This window comes from Ensifer sp. GW823-FHT05D09, assembly GCF_058795755.1.
In genome coordinates this window covers 112633-132799 of the sequence record NZ_JBXAIA010000001.1, presented here as the reverse complement: position 1 = coordinate 132799, position 20167 = coordinate 112633, and the positions used below count along the sequence as shown (strand labels likewise).

The 20167-nt window shown below is 61.6% G+C and carries 24 protein-coding genes and 1 other RNA gene; 11 read left to right on the top strand and 14 right to left on the bottom strand.

Annotation, left to right across the window (positions count from 1 at the left end; genetic code table 11):
• Positions 1-48: 48 nt before the first annotated feature.
• From AC1Q80_RS00635 to ffs, 3 genes are all read right to left on the bottom strand, one after another.
• A complete protein-coding gene (locus AC1Q80_RS00635; protein WP_029742357.1) occupies positions 49-372 on the bottom strand; it encodes a YbaB/EbfC family nucleoid-associated protein in 324 nt (107 codons plus the stop codon).
• Positions 373-418: 46 nt separating this feature from the next.
• Complete coding sequence (locus tag AC1Q80_RS00630) at positions 419-2290, bottom strand: DNA polymerase III subunit gamma/tau (protein WP_173418628.1); 1872 nt, start codon at positions 2288-2290, stop codon at positions 419-421.
• Positions 2291-2431: 141 nt separating this feature from the next.
• Positions 2432-2529: signal recognition particle sRNA small type (gene ffs, locus AC1Q80_RS00625), an RNA gene on the bottom strand.
• Positions 2530-2636: 107 nt separating this feature from the next.
• On the opposite strand from ffs, the gene AC1Q80_RS00620 reads away from it, so the two are divergent.
• The 4 genes from AC1Q80_RS00620 to AC1Q80_RS00605 all read left to right on the top strand — a co-directional run bounded on the left by AC1Q80_RS00620 (position 2637) and on the right by AC1Q80_RS00605 (position 5263).
• Positions 2637-3041, top strand: coding sequence for an HIT domain-containing protein (locus tag AC1Q80_RS00620; RefSeq protein ID WP_176351162.1), 405 nt, complete (start codon positions 2637-2639; stop codon positions 3039-3041).
• Between the two features lie 2 nt (positions 3042-3043).
• Positions 3044-4024 (top strand): NAD(+) diphosphatase, encoded by a 981-nt coding sequence (gene nudC, locus AC1Q80_RS00615; protein ID WP_492359368.1) that lies wholly within the window; start codon positions 3044-3046, stop codon positions 4022-4024.
• 31 nt (positions 4025-4055) lie between these two features.
• Positions 4056-4766 carry a helix-turn-helix transcriptional regulator gene (locus AC1Q80_RS00610; RefSeq protein WP_492359367.1) on the top strand — a complete coding sequence of 237 codons (711 nt, stop codon included), beginning with the start codon at positions 4056-4058 and terminating at the stop codon, positions 4764-4766.
• Between the two features lie 128 nt (positions 4767-4894).
• Positions 4895-5263 carry a VOC family protein gene (locus AC1Q80_RS00605; RefSeq protein WP_492359366.1) on the top strand — a complete coding sequence of 123 codons (369 nt, stop codon included), beginning with the start codon at positions 4895-4897 and terminating at the stop codon, positions 5261-5263.
• Between the two features lie 59 nt (positions 5264-5322).
• On the opposite strand, the gene AC1Q80_RS00600 is transcribed toward AC1Q80_RS00605, so the two are convergent.
• From AC1Q80_RS00600 to AC1Q80_RS00590, 3 genes are all read right to left on the bottom strand, one after another.
• Positions 5323-5460, bottom strand: coding sequence for a DUF1127 domain-containing protein (locus AC1Q80_RS00600; protein ID WP_065784874.1), 138 nt, complete (start codon positions 5458-5460; stop codon positions 5323-5325).
• A 145-nt stretch (positions 5461-5605) separates the two neighbouring features.
• The gene (locus tag AC1Q80_RS00595; RefSeq protein ID WP_173418623.1) at positions 5606-6460 is read right to left on the bottom strand and encodes a prephenate dehydratase; all 855 of its coding nucleotides are present in this window, start codon (positions 6458-6460) and stop codon (positions 5606-5608) included.
• A gap of 13 nt (positions 6461-6473) precedes the next feature.
• The gene (locus tag AC1Q80_RS00590) at positions 6474-7229 is read right to left on the bottom strand and encodes a 3-deoxy-manno-octulosonate cytidylyltransferase (protein ID WP_173418622.1); all 756 of its coding nucleotides are present in this window, start codon (positions 7227-7229) and stop codon (positions 6474-6476) included.
• A 156-nt stretch (positions 7230-7385) separates the two neighbouring features.
• On the opposite strand from AC1Q80_RS00590, the gene AC1Q80_RS00585 reads away from it, so the two are divergent.
• Positions 7386-8069, top strand: a complete 684-nt coding sequence (locus AC1Q80_RS00585; RefSeq protein WP_173418621.1) for a c-type cytochrome — start codon at positions 7386-7388, stop codon at positions 8067-8069.
• A gap of 83 nt (positions 8070-8152) precedes the next feature.
• Here the strand turns inward: AC1Q80_RS00585 and AC1Q80_RS00580 are convergent, their stop codons facing one another.
• A complete protein-coding gene (locus AC1Q80_RS00580) occupies positions 8153-9097 on the bottom strand; it encodes an AEC family transporter (protein WP_492359365.1) in 945 nt (314 codons plus the stop codon).
• 163 nt (positions 9098-9260) lie between these two features.
• On the opposite strand from AC1Q80_RS00580, the gene AC1Q80_RS00575 reads away from it, so the two are divergent.
• The 4 genes from AC1Q80_RS00575 to AC1Q80_RS00560 all read left to right on the top strand — a co-directional run bounded on the left by AC1Q80_RS00575 (position 9261) and on the right by AC1Q80_RS00560 (position 13036).
• Positions 9261-9533 carry a BON domain-containing protein gene (locus AC1Q80_RS00575; RefSeq protein ID WP_173418619.1) on the top strand — a complete coding sequence of 91 codons (273 nt, stop codon included), beginning with the start codon at positions 9261-9263 and terminating at the stop codon, positions 9531-9533.
• Positions 9534-9915: 382 nt separating this feature from the next.
• Positions 9916-11106, top strand: coding sequence for a CmlA/FloR family chloramphenicol efflux MFS transporter (gene cml, locus AC1Q80_RS00570; protein WP_492359836.1), 1191 nt, complete (start codon positions 9916-9918; stop codon positions 11104-11106).
• 166 nt (positions 11107-11272) lie between these two features.
• Complete coding sequence (locus AC1Q80_RS00565; protein WP_492359364.1) at positions 11273-12076, top strand: MerR family transcriptional regulator; 804 nt, start codon at positions 11273-11275, stop codon at positions 12074-12076.
• Between the two features lie 30 nt (positions 12077-12106).
• Entirely contained in the window at positions 12107-13036 is a 930-nt protein-coding gene (locus AC1Q80_RS00560; protein ID WP_209788243.1) for a YobF C-terminal domain-containing protein, read from the top strand.
• A 233-nt stretch (positions 13037-13269) separates the two neighbouring features.
• On the opposite strand, the gene AC1Q80_RS00555 is transcribed toward AC1Q80_RS00560, so the two are convergent.
• From AC1Q80_RS00555 to AC1Q80_RS00535, 5 genes are all read right to left on the bottom strand, one after another.
• Entirely contained in the window at positions 13270-13893 is a 624-nt protein-coding gene (locus AC1Q80_RS00555; protein ID WP_492359363.1) for a dihydrofolate reductase family protein, read from the bottom strand.
• Between the two features lie 11 nt (positions 13894-13904).
• Positions 13905-14384: an SRPBCC family protein gene (locus AC1Q80_RS00550; protein ID WP_209788247.1), complete on the bottom strand. Its 480-nt coding sequence runs from the start codon at positions 14382-14384 to the stop codon at positions 13905-13907.
• Between the two features lies 1 nt (position 14385).
• Positions 14386-14724, bottom strand: coding sequence for an ArsR/SmtB family transcription factor (locus tag AC1Q80_RS00545; RefSeq protein WP_492359362.1), 339 nt, complete (start codon positions 14722-14724; stop codon positions 14386-14388).
• A gap of 361 nt (positions 14725-15085) precedes the next feature.
• The gene (locus AC1Q80_RS00540; RefSeq protein WP_492359361.1) at positions 15086-15613 is read right to left on the bottom strand and encodes a hypothetical protein; all 528 of its coding nucleotides are present in this window, start codon (positions 15611-15613) and stop codon (positions 15086-15088) included.
• Between the two features lie 12 nt (positions 15614-15625).
• Complete coding sequence (locus AC1Q80_RS00535) at positions 15626-15904, bottom strand: hypothetical protein (RefSeq protein ID WP_492359360.1); 279 nt, start codon at positions 15902-15904, stop codon at positions 15626-15628.
• A 496-nt stretch (positions 15905-16400) separates the two neighbouring features.
• Here AC1Q80_RS00535 and AC1Q80_RS00530 point away from each other — a divergent pair, with 496 nt between their 5' ends.
• Positions 16401-18167, top strand: coding sequence for a hypothetical protein (locus tag AC1Q80_RS00530; RefSeq protein WP_492359359.1), 1767 nt, complete (start codon positions 16401-16403; stop codon positions 18165-18167).
• Positions 18168-18240: 73 nt separating this feature from the next.
• On the top strand, positions 18241-18588 hold the full coding sequence (locus tag AC1Q80_RS00525) for a hypothetical protein (protein WP_234902754.1): 348 nt from the start codon (positions 18241-18243) through the stop codon (positions 18586-18588).
• A 39-nt stretch (positions 18589-18627) separates the two neighbouring features.
• Here AC1Q80_RS00525 and AC1Q80_RS00520 read toward each other — a convergent pair whose 3' ends face one another.
• Positions 18628-19107 (bottom strand): DUF2721 domain-containing protein, encoded by a 480-nt coding sequence (locus tag AC1Q80_RS00520; RefSeq protein WP_492359358.1) that lies wholly within the window; start codon positions 19105-19107, stop codon positions 18628-18630.
• 160 nt (positions 19108-19267) lie between these two features.
• On the bottom strand, positions 19268-19870 hold the full coding sequence (locus AC1Q80_RS00515) for a helix-turn-helix domain-containing protein (RefSeq protein ID WP_492359357.1): 603 nt from the start codon (positions 19868-19870) through the stop codon (positions 19268-19270).
• Between the last annotated feature and the right edge of the window lie 297 nt (positions 19871-20167).

The window sequence follows — 20167 nt, the reverse complement described above, 5'->3', positions numbered from 1 at the left end:
GATACCGGTGAGCGTCGGTCGCCATCCAACGCCAGACGAAGAAGGCGATCAGAACGGCAGCTTCATGCCGGGCGGGATCGGCAGGCCGGCCGTGAGTTCGCGGGTCTTTTCGGCCTGCACTGCCTCGGCCTTGTCCTTGGCGTCCTTGTGTGCTGCGACGATCAGGTCTTCAAGAATCTCGACGTCGTCTTCCTTGAAAAGCGACGGATCGATCTTCAGGCTCTTCAGGGTGCCCTTGCCATCGAGACGGACGGTGACGAGACCGCCGCCGGAGGTGCCGTCGACTTCGAGCGCGGCGATTTCCGCCTGCATCTTCTCCATCTTGGCCTGCATTTCCTTGACCTTGCCCATCATCCCCATGATGTCGCGCATCGTCGTCTCCTGTTCTCTAGAAATTTCCGGTCGTTCGTCCGACGGACTATTCGATATCGTCGCCGGGGACGATATCGCCATCGGCAGATTCGGCTGTGGCCGGAGCAACGCTCTCGGCCTCCTCTTCCTCGACGGCGCGGATGCGCACGTCGGTGATCTTGGCGCCCGGAAAACGGGCGAGGATGGCCGCCACATCAGGATCCTGGCGCGCGTCGCTGACGCGCTTCTCCTGGGCCCGTTGCTCGGCTTCGATCAGGGTCGGCTCGCCGGGCTCGCGGCTGTAGCTGACGATCCAGTGAATGCCGGTCCACTCCTTGAGCTTGACGGCGAGTTCGCCGAGCAAGGTCTTGGGCGCATCATCGGTCACATTGACATCGAGACGCCCGGGCTCGATGCGAACCAGCCGCACGAAGCCGCGCACCAGCGTCTTCAGCTTGATGTCCTTGTTCTTGCCGCAGAGGTCGGCGATGTCGCTGACCGAATTGACCGGCACGGAGGCTTGCGCCTTGGCGACAGGCGCGATGGCGGGCCGCTCTTCGATTTGTCCGACGCTGATCGGTTGAGGGCTGACATCGGGAACCGCGCGCAGCATCGTCGCGCCATTGCCGGTCGGTCGTCCCATCGATGCCGGCTGGATGGCCTGTGCCTGCACGGGTGCACCGACTGACGCCTGCATGCCGCCGCCATTGCCGCCACCTGGGGCCGGACGGGCACCGCCGCCATCGCTGCCCGACAGTTCGAGCACACGTCTTGCCGCGTCTTCCGGCGAGGGAAGATGGGCCGCATGGGCAAGCCGGATCAGCACCATTTCGGCCGCACCCGCCGGGCGCGACGAGCTCTCGGCCTCGGGAATGCCCTTCAACAGCATCTGCCAGATGCGCGACAGCGTGCTGACGGCGACACTGCCGGCAAAGTCCGCGCCGCGCGTCCGCTCGATCTCGCTCAGGGACTGATCGCTGGCGGCATCCGGCACGTATTTCAGCCGGGTGACGAGATGGGTGAAATCGGCAAGATCGGTCAGCACCACCGTCGGGTTGGCGCCCGCCTCGTATTGGGCCGTGAACTCGCCAAGCGCTGCGGCAACATCGCCCCGGACGATATGATCGAACAGATCGACGATCCGGGCGCGATCGGCAAGACCGAGCATCGAGCGGACGGTCTCGACCTCGACGGAACCGCCGCCGTGGGCGATCGCCTGGTCAAGCAGCGACAGGCCGTCGCGCGCCGAGCCTTCGGCCGCACGCGCCACCATTGCCAGCGCTTCCGGGTCAAAGGAAACGCCTTCCTTGCCGAGAATGGTCGAAAACAGGCCGACGAGGTCGGAGCCGCTGATGCGCCTGAGGTCAAAACGCTGACAGCGCGACAGGACCGTGATCGGCACCTTGCGGATTTCGGTGGTGGCGAAGATGAACTTCACATGCTCCGGCGGCTCTTCCAGCGTCTTCAAGAGGCCGTTGAATGCCTGCGTCGACAGCATGTGCACTTCGTCGATGATATAGACCTTGTAGCGCGCCGAAACCGGGCGGTAGCGCACCTGCTCGATGATCTCGCGGATATCGTCGATACCGGTATGCGACGCGGCGTCCATCTCGATGACGTCGACATGGCGCCCGTCCATGATCGCCTGGCAGTGCTCGCCGGGCACGCGCAGGTCGATGGTCGGTCGATCGATGTCGGGCGTCTTGTAGTTGAGCGCACGGGCGAGAATGCGGGCGGTGGTGGTCTTGCCCACCCCGCGTACGCCGGTCAGCATATAGGCTTGCGCGATACGGCCGGTTTCGAACGCGTTGGTCAGCGTGCGCACCATCGGCTCCTGGCCGACCATCAGATCGGAGAAATCCTTGGGGCGATACTTGCGCGCCAGAACGCGGTAGGCGGCTGGTTTCTGTTCGGATGAAATGGACGTTTCGTCGCTCATCGACCCTGCCGCTTAATGAATTCGTGTCCCGACAGGACGGATTTACGGGACCGCGCGTCGCATGGGATGCGCCTGGTCACCGCAACAGCGTGTGGTGCTGCCTGATTGCTGAGAGCGGTTTCGATCTCAGCAATCAGGCAGGTGGGAGGCTGGCACGATGACCCGTGCCGGGGCTCGTTAGGGCTGCTTCCTTCCGGACCTGACCCGGTTGGCGAGTGGCTCGTCCACCACCAACCTCCCGGCTCCCATATCGGCAATATCGCAAGCAAATGCAAGCCAAGCCATCAAAAAACTGATATCGATATGCAAAACAAGGCGAATCCGCTCACGGCCCAAGGAGACCTTCTTGACGACATTCACCCTTGACGAGCGGCTTGAACGCGATGGCATCCCGATCGCCTCGATCGGCCTCTGCCAAATGCGCCTGATGAACGATCGCCGCTGGCCCTGGCTGGTGCTCATTCCCCAACGCGGGGGTATCTCCGAGATTTTCGATCTGTCGCCGCTCGACCAGACGATGCTGACATTCGAGACCAACATGGTGGCAACCGCCTTGAAAAAAGTCACCGGTGCCGAGAAGATCAATGTCGGTGCGCTCGGCAATATCGTCCGGCAGCTCCATGTGCATATCATCGCCCGCAGCGACGGCGACCCGAACTGGCCCGGCCCCGTCTGGGGCTTCGGCAAGTCGGAGCCCTGGGGCGAGAAAGACCACCAGGCATTTGCAGCCCGCATTCTGGAAAATCTCTGAACATGACGAAATCGATCTTTGACCTTCGAAGCCCCCATCCGGAGCCGAGCACCCTCGTCGCCTTTTCCGAGAACCACCTGGATCGCCAGTCGGAGCACCGCGCCGACGATTGCATCGAAGTTGCGCTCAAGCATCCTGGCGCCCATTTCCTCGCATTTTCCGGACCCAAGCTGATCGTCAAGCACGACGAGAAGATCATCGATCCGCTGTTTGCCCCCTATGAGCTCGAGGGGCTGGATCCGGTGCTCGACGAGACCATTTTGCTCGGCTACCTGCCAAACGGCGAGCCGCGGCTGGCCGTGCCGACGGGCTTGACCGAGGACAATGTCGCCGAGCCGTTCAAGATCGCCGACGGGCGCACACTCTATCGTCAGCAGATGCTGCCGGAAGAGCTTCTCGGCCAGTTCGCTCAAGGCTCGAGCCTGATCACCTGGAACGCCAACAACCGCTTCTGCGGCCGTTGTGCCGGACCGATGGAGGGCAAATCAGGCGGTTATCGCCGGATCTGCACCGCCTGCGGTCACATGGTCTTCCCGCGCACCGACCCCGTCGTCATCATGATGACCATCGATCTGGATCGCGACCTCTGCCTGCTCGGCCGCAGCCCGCACTTCACCGCAGGCATGTATTCGTGCCTCGCCGGCTTCGTCGAGCCGGGCGAGACCATCGAAAATGCCGTGCGCCGCGAAACCCACGAGGAATCCGGCATCCATGTCGGCCGCGTGCGCTACCATGCCTCGCAGCCCTGGCCGATGCCGCACACGCTGATGATCGGCTGCTATGCCGAAGCGAAATCCACAGTGATCAAGCGCGACGAGCAGGAACTCGAAGACGTTCGCTGGTTCACGCGCGACGAGACGGCGGCGATGCTGGAGCGCACGACGGGTGTCGCCGACACCGGCAACGAGCATATCCCGCCGCCGAAGGGCGCCATCGCCCACCGGCTGATGCGCGACTGGCTGGCCTGGGGCGAGCACGGCTGAGCACAGACCGGCCGATACGAGGAGACTTGCCTTGTCCCGCTCCGAACGGCTGCTCGACCTGCTGCAGGTTCTCAGACGCTACCGTCAGCCCGTCAGCGGCCGGCGGCTGGCGGAGGAAACCGGCGTCAGCCTCAGGACGCTCTACCGCGATATCGCCAGCCTGCAGGCCCAGGGCGCCGATATCGAGGGCGAGCCGGGGCTCGGCTATGTCCTCAAACCCGGTTTCATGCTGCCGCCGATGATGTTCTCGCAGGAGGAGATCGAAGCCTTGGTGCTTGGCTCACGCTGGGTGGCAAAACGCGCAGACACCCATCTGGCGACGGCAGCCGGCGATGCGCTCGCCAAGATCGCGGCGGTTCTGCCGGCAGATCTTCGTGAAGAACTCGATGCCTCGACGCTGCTTGTCGGGCCAGTCGCGCCCGTCGCCGATCGCATCGACGTTTCGCTGTTGCGCAAGGCGATACGCCACGAGCGCAAGCTCGATCTCAGCTATATCGATACGGATGGCGGCGAGACGCGTCGCACCGTCTGGCCGTTTGCGCTCGGCTTCTTCGAGAATGTCCGGGTGCTGGTTGCATGGTGCGAGCTACGCCAGGGGTTCCGGCACTTCCGGACCGACCGAATCCGGCAGGCCGACATCAGCGAGACGCGCTATGGGCGACGGCGGCAGGTGTTGCTTCGGGAATGGCGGGAGACCCAGAACATCGGCCCGCCCGAAGGCAGGCGTGTCGGTTCGGCCTGAGGCATTTCGAGCGAAATGCTTGGAGCGCATCTTCCATCGACAAGACGCGCAACGAAGACGGCAATCAATGCTGACAGAAACTGGCAGCGGTGCACGCTAATCTGCAACTCCCGAAAAGGAGACAGATCATGGCCAAGGCAAATCTCATAATTCTCTATGTCGCCGATCCGCTGGCAAGCGTCGGCTTTTACAGCAAGCTGCTCGACAAGGAGCCACTCGTCTCCTACCCGACCTTTTCGTCGTTCGAACTGCAGGACGGCTTCGTCCTCGGGCTTTGGGCGCAGGACACGGTGACGCCGGAGCCATCAGAGATGGGCAACCGTTGCGAACTGGCATTCATGGTGAAAGACGAAGAGGCGGTGCGAGCGCATTATGAAAAGTGGAAAGGTGCTGGCCTGACGATTGCGCAGGAGCTGACGAAGATGGATTTTGGACCGACCTTCGTGGCGCTTGACCCGGATGGACACCGCCTGCGCGTGTGTCTCTTTGATGACTAGATCAAGGGTTTGCGCGTATCCCGCCAGCTTGGGTGGCGGGATACGGCGAATGGTGCTGATTAGCGGCCGTAAACGGCGGCCTGGATCTGCGAACGGGAGATACCGATATCGCTCAGGGCGTGGTCATCCAGCGAATTCAGCTCGCGGATCGCACGGCGCATTTTTGCATATTCAACGATCTTCTGACGGATCTTCATTTTTAACACTCCATATGTGAACGAGCGTCAAATAGGCATTTGCACATTATTTAGGTACCGCCGCGATTGCAGACTAGGCATGCACCAGACGCGTAGCCGGTTAACCAACCGGTAAGCCTTATCTGCAATCGCGCTTCGGGCACACTTAGAGCACGCCCCGCATCGGGTGTGCCTTGTAGGTGCCGAGAATGCGCACCTTCTCGGAGAAGAAGCGCAGCTCGTCCATGGCGTGACGGACGCCGACATCATCCGGGTGGCCCTCGATATCCGCATAGAATTGCGTGGCGACAAACTTGCCGCCGAGCTGGTAGCTCTCGAGCTTCGTCATGTTGATGCCGTTGGTGGCAAAACCGCCCATCGCCTTGTAGAGGGCGGCCGGAATGTTGCGCACGTTGAACACGAAGGTGGTGATGATCAGTTCATCGTCGGCGCTGCGGGCGAGCCGCTCTTCCTCGCGCGACAGCACGACGAAGCGCGTCACGTTGCTTTCCGTGTCCTCGACATTCTCGGCGACGATCTCGAGCCCGTAGAGATCGGCAGCAAGCCGCGGCGCGAGTGCCGCCATCGAGCGGTCGCCCTGTTCCGATACCAGCTTGGCAGCCCCTGCCGTATCGCCGGCAACCACCGGCTTCCAGCCATTGGCGCGCACGATCTTGCGGCACTGGCCGAGCGCATGAATGTGGCTGTGAACCGTGCGGATCTCGTCGCGCGTCACGCCCGGCAGCACCATCAGCTGGAAGCGGATCGGCATGAAGTATTCGCCGACGATATGAAGACGCGATTCGGGCAGCAGGTGGTGAATGTCGGCAACGCGGCCGGCAATGGTGTTTTCGATCGGGATCATCGCCAGATCCGCCTCGCCGTTCTCCACTGCGACGAAGGCATCTTCGAACGTCTGGCAGGGAAGCGGCTCCATCGACGGAAACATGTCGCGGCAGGCCATGTCGGAGTTGGCGCCGTAATCGCCCTGGAAGGAGATCCTGTTGGTCTTCGTGGTCACACTGTCTTCCTTCTCAGGCTTTTTCGGAAAGGATGCGGCGGGCTTTTTCCAGCTCGACCGGCGTATCGACGCCGAGCGGAACCGTATCGACGATTTCGACATCGATGCGCATGCCGGCCTCGAGCGCCCGGAGCTGCTCGAGCGATTCGCGCTTTTCCAGCGTCGACGGCTTCAGAGCGACGAAGTTTTCGAGCGCCTGGCGCCGGTAAGCGTAAAGGCCGATGTGGTGGTAGAGCGGCCCCTCGCCGTAGGGCGCGGTGGCGCGGGTAAAATAGAGAGCGCGCAGGCGCGTGGCCGACAACGGCGAACCGACGATCTTGACGATGTTGGGGCTCTTCTTCTCTTCCTCATCGGTGATTGCCACCGTGAGAGTGGCGATATCGGTCGAGGCATTGTCGACGAGCGGCTTTAGCGAGGCGCGGATCGGAGCGGACTCGATCGTCGGTAGATCGCCCTGGACGTTGATGACGAATTCCGCCTCACGGTGCGGATCGGCCTTCGTCAGCGCCTCGTAGATACGGTCTGAACCGGACTGGTGGTCGATCCGCGTCATGATCGCTTCGAAACCGGCATCGCGCACGACATCGAACACAGTCTGGTCGTCAACGGCCACGACGACGCGTCCGACATCGGCTTCCGCCGCACGCTTGGCAACCTGGACGATCATCGGCAGGCCGCAGATATCGGCGAGCGGTTTGCCCGGCAGACGGGTGGAGGCCATGCGTGCCGGAATGAGCACGATGGCTTTGCCTGAATTTTCGCGTTTCATGATGTGGCCTTCAAGAACCCCGCCGAAGGTGTCAAAAAGTCTCAGTTCGGGGTCCATAATCTCTGTTGCAACGCAGAGCCAAAAGACATAGGTTCCGCGCGATTTCAAGATGGGCCGGGTTTTTGTTTACGCCGGTGGCAAAGGGAGCGTTTGCAGATGAACTCATATGTGAACATGGGCGTGGGTGCCTTTCTGGGTACGGTTTTCGTTCTGATGTCCGTATCCATTGCTTCGGAAGGCATTTTCCATTCCGAGGCTCCCGAGAAGGAAGGCTTCGCGATCGTTGCCGAAGAAGGCACGGCGGATGCTGGTGCGGGCGCCCAGGAAGAGGCTGAAGTCGATATCAAGCCCTTGCTCCTCAAGGCAGACGTTGCAGCCGGCGAAACCGTGTTCAAGAAATGCGCAAGCTGTCACACCGTGGATAAGGGAGGGGCCAACAAGGTCGGCCCCAACCTGTGGGGTCTCGTCAACCGCCCGATCGCCTCGCATGAAGGCTTCAGCTACTCGGCTGGCATGAAGACCTTCTCCGAAGGCGGCAAGGTCGTTTGGGATTACGACCACCTCAGCTTCTTCATCGAAGCACCGAAGAAGCACGTTCCGGGCACCGCCATGGGCTTTGCCGGCGTCAAGAAGCCTGACGAACGCGCCAACCTGATCGCCTACCTGCGCGAACATGCCGACGCTCCGGCCGCTCTCCCGGATGCAGCCGCCTCTGCGGAAGCAGCTCCCGCTGCGGCCACCGAAGGCGCCGCCGAGAAGCCGGCCGAAGCGCCTGCAGCGGAAGCCAAGCCGGCTGAAGGCCAGGCTGCTCCGGAAGGCCAGCCCGCACCGGCCCAATAAGCCAGAGCGTGCAATCGATCTGATTTCGAGAAGCCCGGCCATCGCGCCGGGCTTTTTGCTGTCTTGCGCCCGGGCGACCGGCTCTACATCAGGAGGTAGGCCCACGCCGAAACGCTGACCACACCAAGCGCCGTCGTCAGCGTGATGGTCGATGACGCCAGTGCGTGACCGACGTTGAAATGGTTGGCGATCAGCCAGGCATTGACGCCGGTCGGCACTGCGGAAGTGAGGACAAGTGCCGTCGTCCAGTCATCGTTGAGGCCGAGCAGGTGACAGGCAGCAAAGACGACACCCGGCAGGACCACGAGCTTCAAGACGCTCGTCACCGTCGCCAGACCGAGATTGCCGACAAGACCATACTTGTCGAGCGCCATGCCGATCGACACGAGTGCGGCCGGCGCGGCAACGGCGGCAAGCTGATCGACAACACTCTTGACCGGTCCGCCCAGCGGCTGGCCGACAAGGTGGACGGCGGCGCCACAGGCAAGGCCGATGACCAGCGGATTGCGCGCCAGGTTGCGGGCAACACCCCCCAAAAGCGTCAGCGGGCTTTGCCCCGGCTTGCCGCTGACCTTGCGCTCGGCGCGCTCCATCAGCACCGTGCCGGCGATCATCATGACAGGCAGATGAACGGAGAGCAGGATGGAGAGCGCCACGATCCCCTCCTCGCCGACGATGCGCGACACCAGCGGCAGGCCGATGAAGACGGTGTTGGCGAAGGCCGAGGAAACACCGGCGAGCACCCCCATGCGGGCATCGCGGCCAAAGACGAGCGTCGCTGCGAGATGGCCGATGGTCCAGGTGACGGCGACGCCGGAGAAATAGGCGACCCAGAGCGGCCAGGGCGAGCCGTCCTTGAAATCCGCCTCGGCGATCGTTCGAAACAGAAGAACGGGCACCGCGACCCGGAAAACGAAATCGCCGAGCGCATCGCCGACGGTCGGCTTCAGGTAGCCAAACCGGACGATCAACCAGCCTGTGAGGATCAGGATGAAGACGGGCAGAACGTTCAGAAAAATATCGGACATGCGTCAACCTTGGGAACGGTTCGACAGGAATAGACCCGTTCGCGTCACCCCCGCAAGGTTGCGCGACCCGTTGCGTGCATCGGTCGAGGCCGCAGATCCGGGGCAAGAAGACCGGAACATTCCCTTGTCCGGGGCGTTCCCGAACAGCACCGGGATAAAGCCAATGCCAACAGAGAAGCCCATTTACTCCCACCAGGACGACGATCCTCATCTGAAGGATGACGATCTGGCGGGCAAGGTCCTGCGCTTCATCCGCTACGCCACCTTCATCGATATCACCGATATGGACGTGTTTGCGCTCGGCGAAATGATCGTGCTGTCGGGTCAGGTTCAGAGCGAGTCCGACGTGGCTTGCGCCGGTGACGCCGCAAGGTCGGTTATCGGTGTGACGACCGTCGAGAACCGGCTGACGGTGAAACCGGGCCAACACCCATAACGCCAGCGCGAGGCGACACATCAGCAGAGTATCGCGGTTTGAGGTGATTTCGCTCAGGGCGGATAGCATGCTTTGGAATCAACGTGCTGGAGCGTGCCTCGTGCATTCTTCTGGATGCAAGGCGCCGTCGTGATCATGGTCACGAGACAGCAAGTGGTTGTCGTTTGCTGCCTTGGCTGGTAAACGGGTCACGCATAAACCAACGCGCGCAGAATTTCTTTGGAGACCGGAATGGGGACCACCGAGTCAGCAACCAGGTAAGCCGCAACAACACTTCAATCGTTGTTGCGGCGTCTGTCCGGTCATTTCACACCACCGATACCAAGGCAGAGCGCCGCCGAATGTCATTCATTTGAGCGGATGTTCCATCGTGCCCAACCATATATCACCAACCTGGACCTATTTGGTGCCGGCAGCGTTGCTGCTGATGGCACCCTTCGACATCCTCGCCTCGCTGGCGATGGATATCTATCTTCCCATAGTGCCTGCCATGCCCGGCATTCTTGGCACCACCCCGGCAATCATCCAGCTGAGCCTGAGCCTCTACATGATCGTTCTCGGCGTCGGCCAAATCGTCTTCGGGCCGGTTTCCGACCGCATCGGACGGCGTCCGGTACTGATCGGCGGGGCGCTGCTGTTTGCGGCGGCCTCGCTGCTAATGGCCACGACCGCGTCGGCGCCGGCCTTCCTCGCGCTGCGCCTCCTTCAGGCGATCGGCGCATCGGCGGCCCTTGTCGCCACCTTTGCGACGGTCCGCGACGTCTATGCGGAGCGGCCGGAGGGCGTGACCATCTACGGGCTCTTCAGCGCGATGCTCGCCTTCGTCCCGGCGTTCGGGCCGATTGCCGGCGCGCTTCTGGCCAGCCACCTCGGCTGGAGAGCGATCTTCGTCACGCTTGGCGTTCTCGCGATCGTCGCGACGGTGAACGCCATGCTGCGATGGCACGAAACACGACCTGTCGGCGCCGAAAGCCAAAGGCGGGCCTTCGGCCCGATCCTCACGAACGGGACGTTCTGGACCTATACGCTCGGCTTCAGCGCGGCGATGGGCTCGTTCTTCGTGTTCTTCTCGACGGCGCCGCGCGTGCTCATCGATCGGGCGGGTTACTCTGAACTCGGCTTCAGCCTGGTCTTTGCAACGGTAGCGGTGGTGATGATCGTGACCACCCGCTTCGCCAAACGCTTCGTGGCGCTCTGGGGCATCGCCGGCAGTCTTGCCCGCGGGATGGGGCTGCTCATTCTCGGCGCGGCGCTGCTCGTCACCGGCGAGAGCGTGGGCGCGCCGTCGTTCTGGAGCTTCGTGCCTCCAATGTGGGTCATTGCCGTCGGCATCGTCTTCACCGGCTCGGTCACCGCAAATGGAGCGCTGCAGGCCTTCGGCCACGTGGCAGGAACGGCAGTCGCGCTCTACTTCTGCATCCAAAGCCTGATCGTCGGGGTGCTCGGCACTGTGGCCGTGGTGCTGCTCGGGGGCGATAGTGCATTTCCATTAGCCGGCTATTCGTCAATCATGGCGATCGGCACGCTGATCGCTCTCGGCCGTTTGACACGGCGACGGGCGGCGGAAGCCTGATCCCTTGAAACCGCCACAGGGCGTTCCGGCCATGTCGCAAAGCCCTGCGGCACTCCCTCCTCCGCCCGCACCCGATGACGTAAAAGCGGGCGCCAGTGAGAGACAAGCACATCGGCCAAGAATGCCTCTTGACCTCGCCCCAGGGGCGAGCCCCACAGTCGGATCCATGAGCGATTCTTATCTTCTTGCCGGTCGTTTCGGAGCGGCCACGCGACTGTCGCCGAAGGCGCTGCGGCTCTATGCCGAGCAGGGCATCCTCGTGCCTGCCTATACCGATCCGGCGACGGGCTACCGCTACTATGCGCCCGAGCAGGCAGCACGGGCGCGGCTGATCGCGCGCCTGCGCAGACTTGGCCTTCCGATAGCGCGCATTGCCCAATTGATCGAGCTCGATGCGGACAGCCGGCTTGTCGAATTGCGGTCCTGGCTCGAAGCCCAAGGCGAGCGACTGGTTGAGCAGACCGAGCTTGTCGATGCCATAGCACGCCAGAGCGATGGCCGCGACGCCGGGATGGTCTCGAAGGTTGCGATGCGCGAGGTTGGGGCCTGCAAGCTGATTTCCTGCCAGCGGCAACTCACTATCGAGGCGCTCGATGGGTTCATGGCAAGAGCCGAGGCGAATATTCGAAGATACCTCCGCGACTGCGGGGTCGCCGACGGCGGTGCCATGACCGTGCATTTCCACGAGACCGTCAGCCGAGACAGCGAAGGACTGGTGGAGGTCGCCATTGCCTATGAAGGCAGCGTCGAGCCTGCCGAAGACCTGCGCATCCGCTTTCAGGCGAAACGGCGCGAGGTCTTTCTGCCGGTAGCGCCGACTTGTGAGAACTTCCCGCAGATCTTGCGCGTCTACGACGCCATCGAGAGCTGGCTCGACGCGCGAAGCGACGTCCATTGCATCGGCAGCCCCTACGAAATCTACCCCGGAAGCCAGGGCGCCGCCTTCGATGTCGCCTACCCCATCACCTGACTTTACAGACGACCAACAGGACAGACGATCATGATGCATTTTGCCTATACGGGCTCCGGTCCCTATTGTTACGCCAACTCGTTTGCCATGATGTTCGGCGCACAGGCGCCCTCCACCGCAGTGATCGAATTTGCCACCGGCAGCCCGTTCGGCATGCAGCTCATCGGCGGCACCCTGCCTTTCTTCGACCCCTATGGCTGGGATCCGGAAGCCGGATTCGACGGTGCGCTTGCGGCCCTCGGCTGGACATCCACCCTGAGCAAGGGTGGCGACGCGGACGATGCGCTTTCCCGCCTGCGCGCAGCCCTCAAGGATGGACCAGTGTGGATTGGCCCGGTCGAGATGGGGCATCTGCGCCACCAGCCGGGAATGAGCGGACCGATCGATGCCGACCACTACGTCGTGGTGCTCGAGATGGACGAGGACAGCGTGCTGATGCACGATCCGCAGGGTCACCCCTATGCGCGCCTGCCGCTTGCCAACTTCATGGCCGCATGGCGCGCCGACACGTTGAGCTACGGTGATGCCTACACGATGCGGACCGACTTTGTCCGTGTCGCCGAGATGTCGGATATCGAAACCATACGGGCGTCGGTCCCAGCCGCCATCCACTGGTTGTCGATGGAAACGGACCGGCCCGTTCCCCAGAGAACCCTTGGCAATGCCGAAGCCGCCGAAATGCTCGCCGATCGCATCGAGACCGCTTGCGACAAGGGACTGAGGGCGCACATGATCCACTTCGCCGTCCGCGTCGGCGCGCGCCGCTCAGCCGACGCCGCCGCCTGCCTTGCACGGGCCGGTTACCACCAGGCCGCACGCATCGCCGACGACCAGGCCCGGCTCATCGGCGCGCTGCAGCATCCATTGGTGGCACGAAAGGACGCCGATGCGGCCGCCAGCTTGCGGGCCCTAGCCCCGACCTATGACCGGCTGAAGGTGGCGCTGGAGCACGGCGGCTAAGGCATTTCCAAGACTGTGCAGAGTGGATCTCCGGCCAGATGCGCCCCGAGACAACGACGCTGGGTGTCTTCGCTTTGCGTCTTTGCTGCTCGTTGCGCAGTGTTGCTGAAGGATATCGGCGTCATCGACTGTAGCAAACCGCACGAATGATATCAGGCTTTGCGACACGCCGGATCAGGTGCCCTGCGGGCGGGTTTCGCCCAGGCAGGGCCAACTACAGGAGCGAGCCAGCGTCAAGCGAGCAGCTCGGAAAAGCTGCCAGCCCGCTCCGCATTCTGCCCGTGGAGCGGTTCGTAGTGAAGCCCGACCACACCGTTCGCATAGGTGTCCGTGCCCATCAGTTGCAGATCATAGCGTTGCGGAAGCCCGGAAAACCAGGCGACGCCCGGGGACGTAACGGGGTAGACAAAGAAGTGGAAGGTGTCGACGAGACCAAGGCCAATAACAGTCCGCGCCAGGCTCGCACCGCCCGAGAGGTGGATATCCCCGCCCGGCTGCGCCTTCAACTGAAGGAGATAGGCGACAAGCGCATCGTCATCGGCGACAACAACCTGATCGACATTGTTCCATTTGGTCAGCATCTCGGACCCCGAGCGCGAAAAGACCAGCTTGCGATAGTCGTTCATCCGGCGCGCCATCTTGCGATTGGTTTCGGTTCCGACGTCTTCCGAAAGGGCACCCGGCCAATAAGCTGCCATCTCTTCGTAGGTCACGCGGCCGACGAGCACGGTGTCGTAGGTGGCATAGAGCCGATCGATCGCCCGGTACTGGTCTTCGCCGACGGTGCCCATCCAGGCGAGCGGATCGTCGAGGCGTCCATTGAGCGTCGTCATCATCTGCAGGACAATCTTGCGCATACCCGCCTCCCCTATTGGACCTTGCCCTCGACGAGGCCGGCGAGCTGCCCGATCACCGTGCCCCAGCCGTCGTAAAAGCCCATTTCCTCGTGCATGGTCCGGTCGGCATTGCTCCTGTGCATGACGTGGGCGGCATAGTCCGTGCCGTCTGCATGATCCTTGAGCGTGATGATGGCCGTCATGAAAGGGTTCTCGGCGGGGCGCCATCCCGCGACCAGCGAATTGGTGAAGACGATGCGCTCGTGATCGTCGACTGCGAGGAAGCATGCATCCAGATGCGGGGTGAATGCGCCGCCGCCTTCGCTGATCCGGGTGACGAAGGCGCCGCCCGGCCGAAGATCCATATCCACCACCCGGCATCTGGCCGGCGCCGGCACCCACCATTGCTCGAAGCGCGCGGGATCGGTCCAGGCATTCCAGATCACCGAACGCGGCGCCTTGATCAGGCGCGCTATCGTCAAGTCGAGATCGGGATCGGGAGATCGGATCATGTCATTTCTCCTTGTTTTGCGCTGCCATCACGAACTGTTCGAGCCGGTCGGTGCGACCTTCCCAAAGGAGGCGCTGCGCCGACATCCACGCTTCGATGGCCGCGAACCGGTTCTTGTCGATGGTGCAGGTGCGCACCCGGCCCTGCTTCTCCGTGCGGATCAAGCCGCTGCCTTCGAGGAAATGGATGTGTTTCATGAACGACGGCAGCGCCATGTCGAAAGGCCCTGCCAGATCGCTGATGCTGGCCGGGCCGCTGCCGAGCCTTGCGAGCACGGCACGGCGCGTCGGGTCTGCCAGCGCCTGAAAAATCCCGTCGAGCGGATCCGAATACTGTTCCATAAGGCTAAGTATCACGATCAAATACTTAGCGCAATGGATAAGTATCCTCCCCCATAATCAGCTCGAAGAGTGAAGCAGCGCCCCCACTGCCAGGGCGGACATCGCGCCCTCAAAGGGACACAGCCAGCTGCCCCGCCTTATGGGACACTGTGTTCCATCTGTGCCCCTCCGGCTTGCCATCGATCGCGTTTCTCGAAAGCGATGCTTCGGCAAGCGGAGCGGGCTGGTGTCACTGAGGGGCAGTGAAGACAGTGCGGATTTTTCCTCAGAGGTTACCGCCGACCTCGACGACCACCTCACCAGCCCCTTCCGCATGCTGGCTGCAACGGCGCTGCCGCCATCGAGATCCGTGGCTGTCGGATCAGTGTTTCGAAGCTTGGCGAAAGGCATCACCTTCGGCCTCGGCTGCGGCTTTCAGTGCATCGGGATCGACGCCCATCATGCGCAGGGCGCGCGCGGCGACGCCTTCACGAAGATCCACAACCCTTGCCACCACATCGGCACCGAGCAACGGTCGGTGGCTTGCGCGGTCGGCAGCCAATGCCTGCATGACATTGTCGCCCGAGGGCGCTGCCGCATAGGTTCCACCGTTGCGCGGCAACGGTTCCTGCCCCTGCGCAAGCTGCTCGGAAAGCCGGGGATCGAGACCCAGAGGACGAAGCGCCTCGGCGTATTGGCGCGCAATGGCTTGCGGCAGATCGGACGCGTCGGCCCCCACCCGCGCAAATGCCCCGCGCGCCGTGCCATCCGGAAGATCGAGAGCAGACAACAGAAAGTGCTCGGCACCCGGCTCGCGCTGCTGGTCTTGCAAGGCATGATATTCGGCACCTTCGCAAAGTGCCTTGATCGTGCCTATGTCGTTGAAACGCTGCTTGATACGGCTAAACATGGAGATATCCTATCACTCGTTGCCTGTGACGAGATCCGACAAGCGCTTGTGCGCGGCCTGTTTGGAGATGCCGAGACCTTGCGCAATCCTCGCCCATGACCATCCCTTTCCCAACGCCGATGCGACGGCCTGGCGCTCCAGGCTATCTGCCAGCCGCCTGAGAGCGACAACGGTGGCAAGCGTTTCTGCTGGATCGTCGGAGAGCTGAAAGGCGTCGGGATCAATCATGCCGTCAACATTAGTTGACGACAGGTGAAGCGTCAACCAATGTTGACGACGTCTGACGAGCATCTTCCCGCGGACGCAGCCTCGCTCCGTTACACGCACAAACACGCAGACGGTTGCGGGCAACTCCGTATCGCTGCCGATGCCGGCGACGATCTAATCGAGACAGGGCGATTGTGGATTTGCCGAACAACGACCTCATCGTCGATTGCATAGGAGAATAGCCGATTGCCGACACGCGGGAAGGATTCGAACCCTGGTCCGGGTTCAGAAATATCGAGCGTGGCTCTTCAAGGGTCAGAAGAGTGTCGTACGCGACGCCTTGAAACACGCCTCGTGGCCCACAGGTTGAAGATGGGTATGGGACGGCATCCGTATCGACCTTCAGCAGGCCCCCATCCTAAACGCCGAGCTTCGTCAGGCAAGGTGTCCGCATCGCGACCACCGAAAGCATTACATATTACTAATGGACGCACACGCGGACAGGTAGTACGATTTCAAAAGGTAGACTGCGCACAACTTTCACGACGTACTAGCCGACTTCTGTGGCATTGGGGGCTACATGGCGGACGTGGAAAAGGGGATTGAAGGTGAGGGAACCTTCGACCCCACAAGCGACGAGATCTTGGAGCAATTGGACCGTATCCGGCGTAGCCCGGAATTCGGCGTGCCCGAACGTGCGCGCAATTTCTTGGCATATGTCGTTCATGAGGCGCTGGCAGGTCGAGCGGAACGGATCAAGGCATATTCGATTGCAACCACGGTATTTGGCCGGAACACATCGTTCAACGCGCAGTTCGATCCGGTCGTAAGGATTGAGGCGGGGCGCGTTCGTCGCGCCCTTGAGCGTTATTACCTTGTTTGCGGGATCGAGGACCCCGTGCTGATTACCATACCCAAAGGCGGCTACGCGCCCAGCTTCAGTCGGCACGCAATCGCCAATGCGAACTCGACGAACGCCGCTCCCCGCTCCGCCCAGAGCCCGGCAGTACCTCATGTCTCCAAACACGCCACGATCAACTTGATCATCGCCGCGTTGCTGGGGTGTCTTGCTGGTTTCGCCATGGCAACGCTTTGGTCTCTGCGCGCGGGCGCCGACGCGCCCCAACCGATACAACCAACGCTGGTCGTCGGAACGTTTGAAGATCTGACCGCGGTCGGGAACTCCGCGATGATTACGCGCGGTCTCGGGGACGAGGTCGTTCGCAACATCGCAAAGTTCAAGGAAATCACCGTCATCGCCAGCGAACGCCCTGATGGCGCGGCAACAGATGCCCCATCCACCTTTGCGCTGGAAGGGAGGGTGCGGATAGAAGGCCAGCAACTGAGGCTGAGCGTGCGGGTACTGCGCCAATCCGACGGAGCCGTCATTTGGGCCGAAAGCTACGATGAAAGCTTGTTGGTTGAGAAGATCATCAGGCTCCAGGAAAAGGCGGCCGCATCGGTAGCAACAGCCATCGCGCAGCCATACGGCATCCTGTTCCAGGCCAATGCCAAGCAGTTGACCAACTCGGCTCCGGACAATTGGGACGCCTATGCCTGCACGCTCGCCTATTACGGCTATCGCAGTGACCTGAATTCGCAGACGCACCAGTCAGTCCAGAGTTGCCTTGAACAGGCGACAAGGCATTACCCGAATTACTCGACCGCATGGGCGCTCCTGTCGCTCACATATCTGGACGAAATGCGATTTCGGTATCGCGCGAGCCGCACCCCGACCGTCTCGCTGGATCTCGCCTCGCAAGCGGCAGCACGTGCGGTCGAACTCGATCCGCAGAATGTAAGGGGCCTCCAGGCGCAAATGCTTGTGCTGTTCTTTCGCGGCCACCTGGACGCCGCACTCGCCGTCGGCGCCCGGGCGGCCGCGCTCAACCCCAACGATACTGAACTGGTGGGTGAATACGGCTTCCGGCTGGCGCTATCTGGCCAATGGGATCAAGGCTGCGCGCTGATTTCCAAGACGCTGTCGCTGAACCCGGGACCAGTTGGATATTTCGAGGCGGCAATGGCCGTGTGTCGTTACATGAAGGATGACTATGTCGCGGCCGAACGCTGGGTGCATATGGCCGACCTGCAGGCCAATCCAATCTACCATGTGATCCTCTTGGCGATTCTCGGGAAGTTGAGAAAAATGGAAGAAGCTGCTCGCGAGCGCCAGTGGCTTGAGACACACGCACCTTCCTACCTGACGAACATAAGACACCAAGTCGCCCTTCGAATCAGACGGCACGAGGACCAAAACCATATCCTTGACGGTCTGCGGCAGGCAGGGGTTTCGATCCCGGCGGACCTGGAGGCGGATTCGGGTCGAGCGCCTGTCCCAAGGTAGGATCGTCGAGACCTGACCTGAAAATGGCGTCACCCTTCCGACGGGGAGCCGGGCATGGCTTGGCGCGTACCTGATGTATCGTCGCGTAACATACCTTTCAAACTCAAAGCTCCACCGTAATATGGCAGTAACGCGAAAGCTCTCGGTTCTGGAGGGGGCCATGGAAACGCAATCCAGGGGCGGCCTGAACAATGACGGCCTGCAAGCGGCTTTGAGGCGTTTCCCGGACAAGCCGCTCAGGATCAGACAACTCATGTTGGGCAGCGAAAGCTTCAGGGGGCTTTGCGAAGATTTGGCGCTGGCCGAGGGAGCTTTGGAAAAGATCGATACGTTCGAGGCGGATGTTCGCGAAGAGCGCCGCCGCGAGTTCGAAGAACTGATCGTCAGCCTCGCCGACGAATTGAAGCAGTTTCTGACCTAGCCGCTCCGGAGGCGTTAACGATCGATGCCTGGCGCGTGCTCAATCCGGCGTGTGCTGGCGGTTCGGTGAAGAGTGGTAGGCATCGCGGCCGGCCATTTGCCGAATCATGCTGTATCCGGCGACAAGCATTTCAAACAGGAAGGCGAGCAGTGCGCCGATGAGACCCGCCACAGCCGCGCCGAAAAACCAGAACAGCAACTGGTCGCGGACGTGCTCGCGAATGGCACCCGCCAGCAATCCTATCACTGAAATACACGTGCAAACACCGGACAATGACGCGAGAATAACTGCAATTTCCAAGGCCAAGGTACGTCGCCGCAGATGGGCCAACTGGATCTGTCGTGAACGGATTTCCCCCTCGCGACTTGCAACGATGTCGACGACTTCGTTCACACGATCGGAGATGCGAGCCAGTCGCGCGACGAAAACATTGAGAAACCCGCCCGTGCCCGCAAGCAGGAACACCGGTGTCAGCGCAGTTTCTATCGCCTCGACGACGGTTGTGACGTTGGGGTCCACCAGTGGCTCCGATAAACAGTTGGTCCGCGAACGACGCGCGATGCATCATCGGCAGCCTAAAGTATGTCGCGCAAAAGTGCGCCGCGGTTTTGCGATAACGACATACGCAAAGACAAGAGCTTAAAGCGCGCCAAGCGAATCTGAAAGATCGCGACGCGCTTTAGTCGCAGAACGATCTCAATCGGTCCCTATCGAGGATCTCGATCCCCCTTGGGCCAACCAGCCTGATCGCATTGCTGCACTTCAATCTCGTGACTGCCCGGGACACGGATTCAATCGTCAAACCAAGGTAGTCGGCGATATCAGCCCGCGGCATCGGCAGATCGAACCTGCGCTTGTCCTGCGTGCGCTCTGATATTTCCAGGAGAAACGCAGCAACCCTCTCATGCGAACTCTGTCGACTTATGACCAGCTGATGTTCTCGGGCGGACCACAGAGCGTCCAGCACGGCGGGCAACAAGGCCGGGCACTGATCTGCCGCGAGATTTGCACACAGTATCCCTGTCGGCCCTATGGCTTCCGCGGTGAACTGCCGCCGGCGCCCCTGTTCAATTCCGAACCACTCGCCCGCGAGGTGGAAGGCAATAATCTGTCGCCTGCCGCAGGCAAGCACCCTATAGAGGCTCACCGCACCGAATGCGACGCGATAGGTCCAATCACACTTCTCTCCGTCTGCGTAGATGGTCTGGCCGTTGGCGAATATCGCGATTCGAGATGCCTGCTGCTGGTCTGTTCGCCTGGTAACTGCAATTCCGGTAGTCATGTGACCTCAACACGGTTGGGTGTGATCTCGAAATGCCGCTTCGAAAATTTCACATCGCAACTGCCTTTCTGGCAGCCAGAGGTTTCTTCGGTTTAATCGATTGTCTCGTTGGCGATGATAGTACAGCCGCAGTCCCGCGAGGTGTAAGATACGCGAACATACCAAGTGTCCCCTGTTCGTTACCTCGCGCCACCTTGCGCCAGCGAAAGAAGCCATTTCCGTTTGATTGCGATCAACGAAAGAAAGGCGGATTGGCGTTATTATCGAAACCGTCTGACAACGAAGAGATGGCCGATG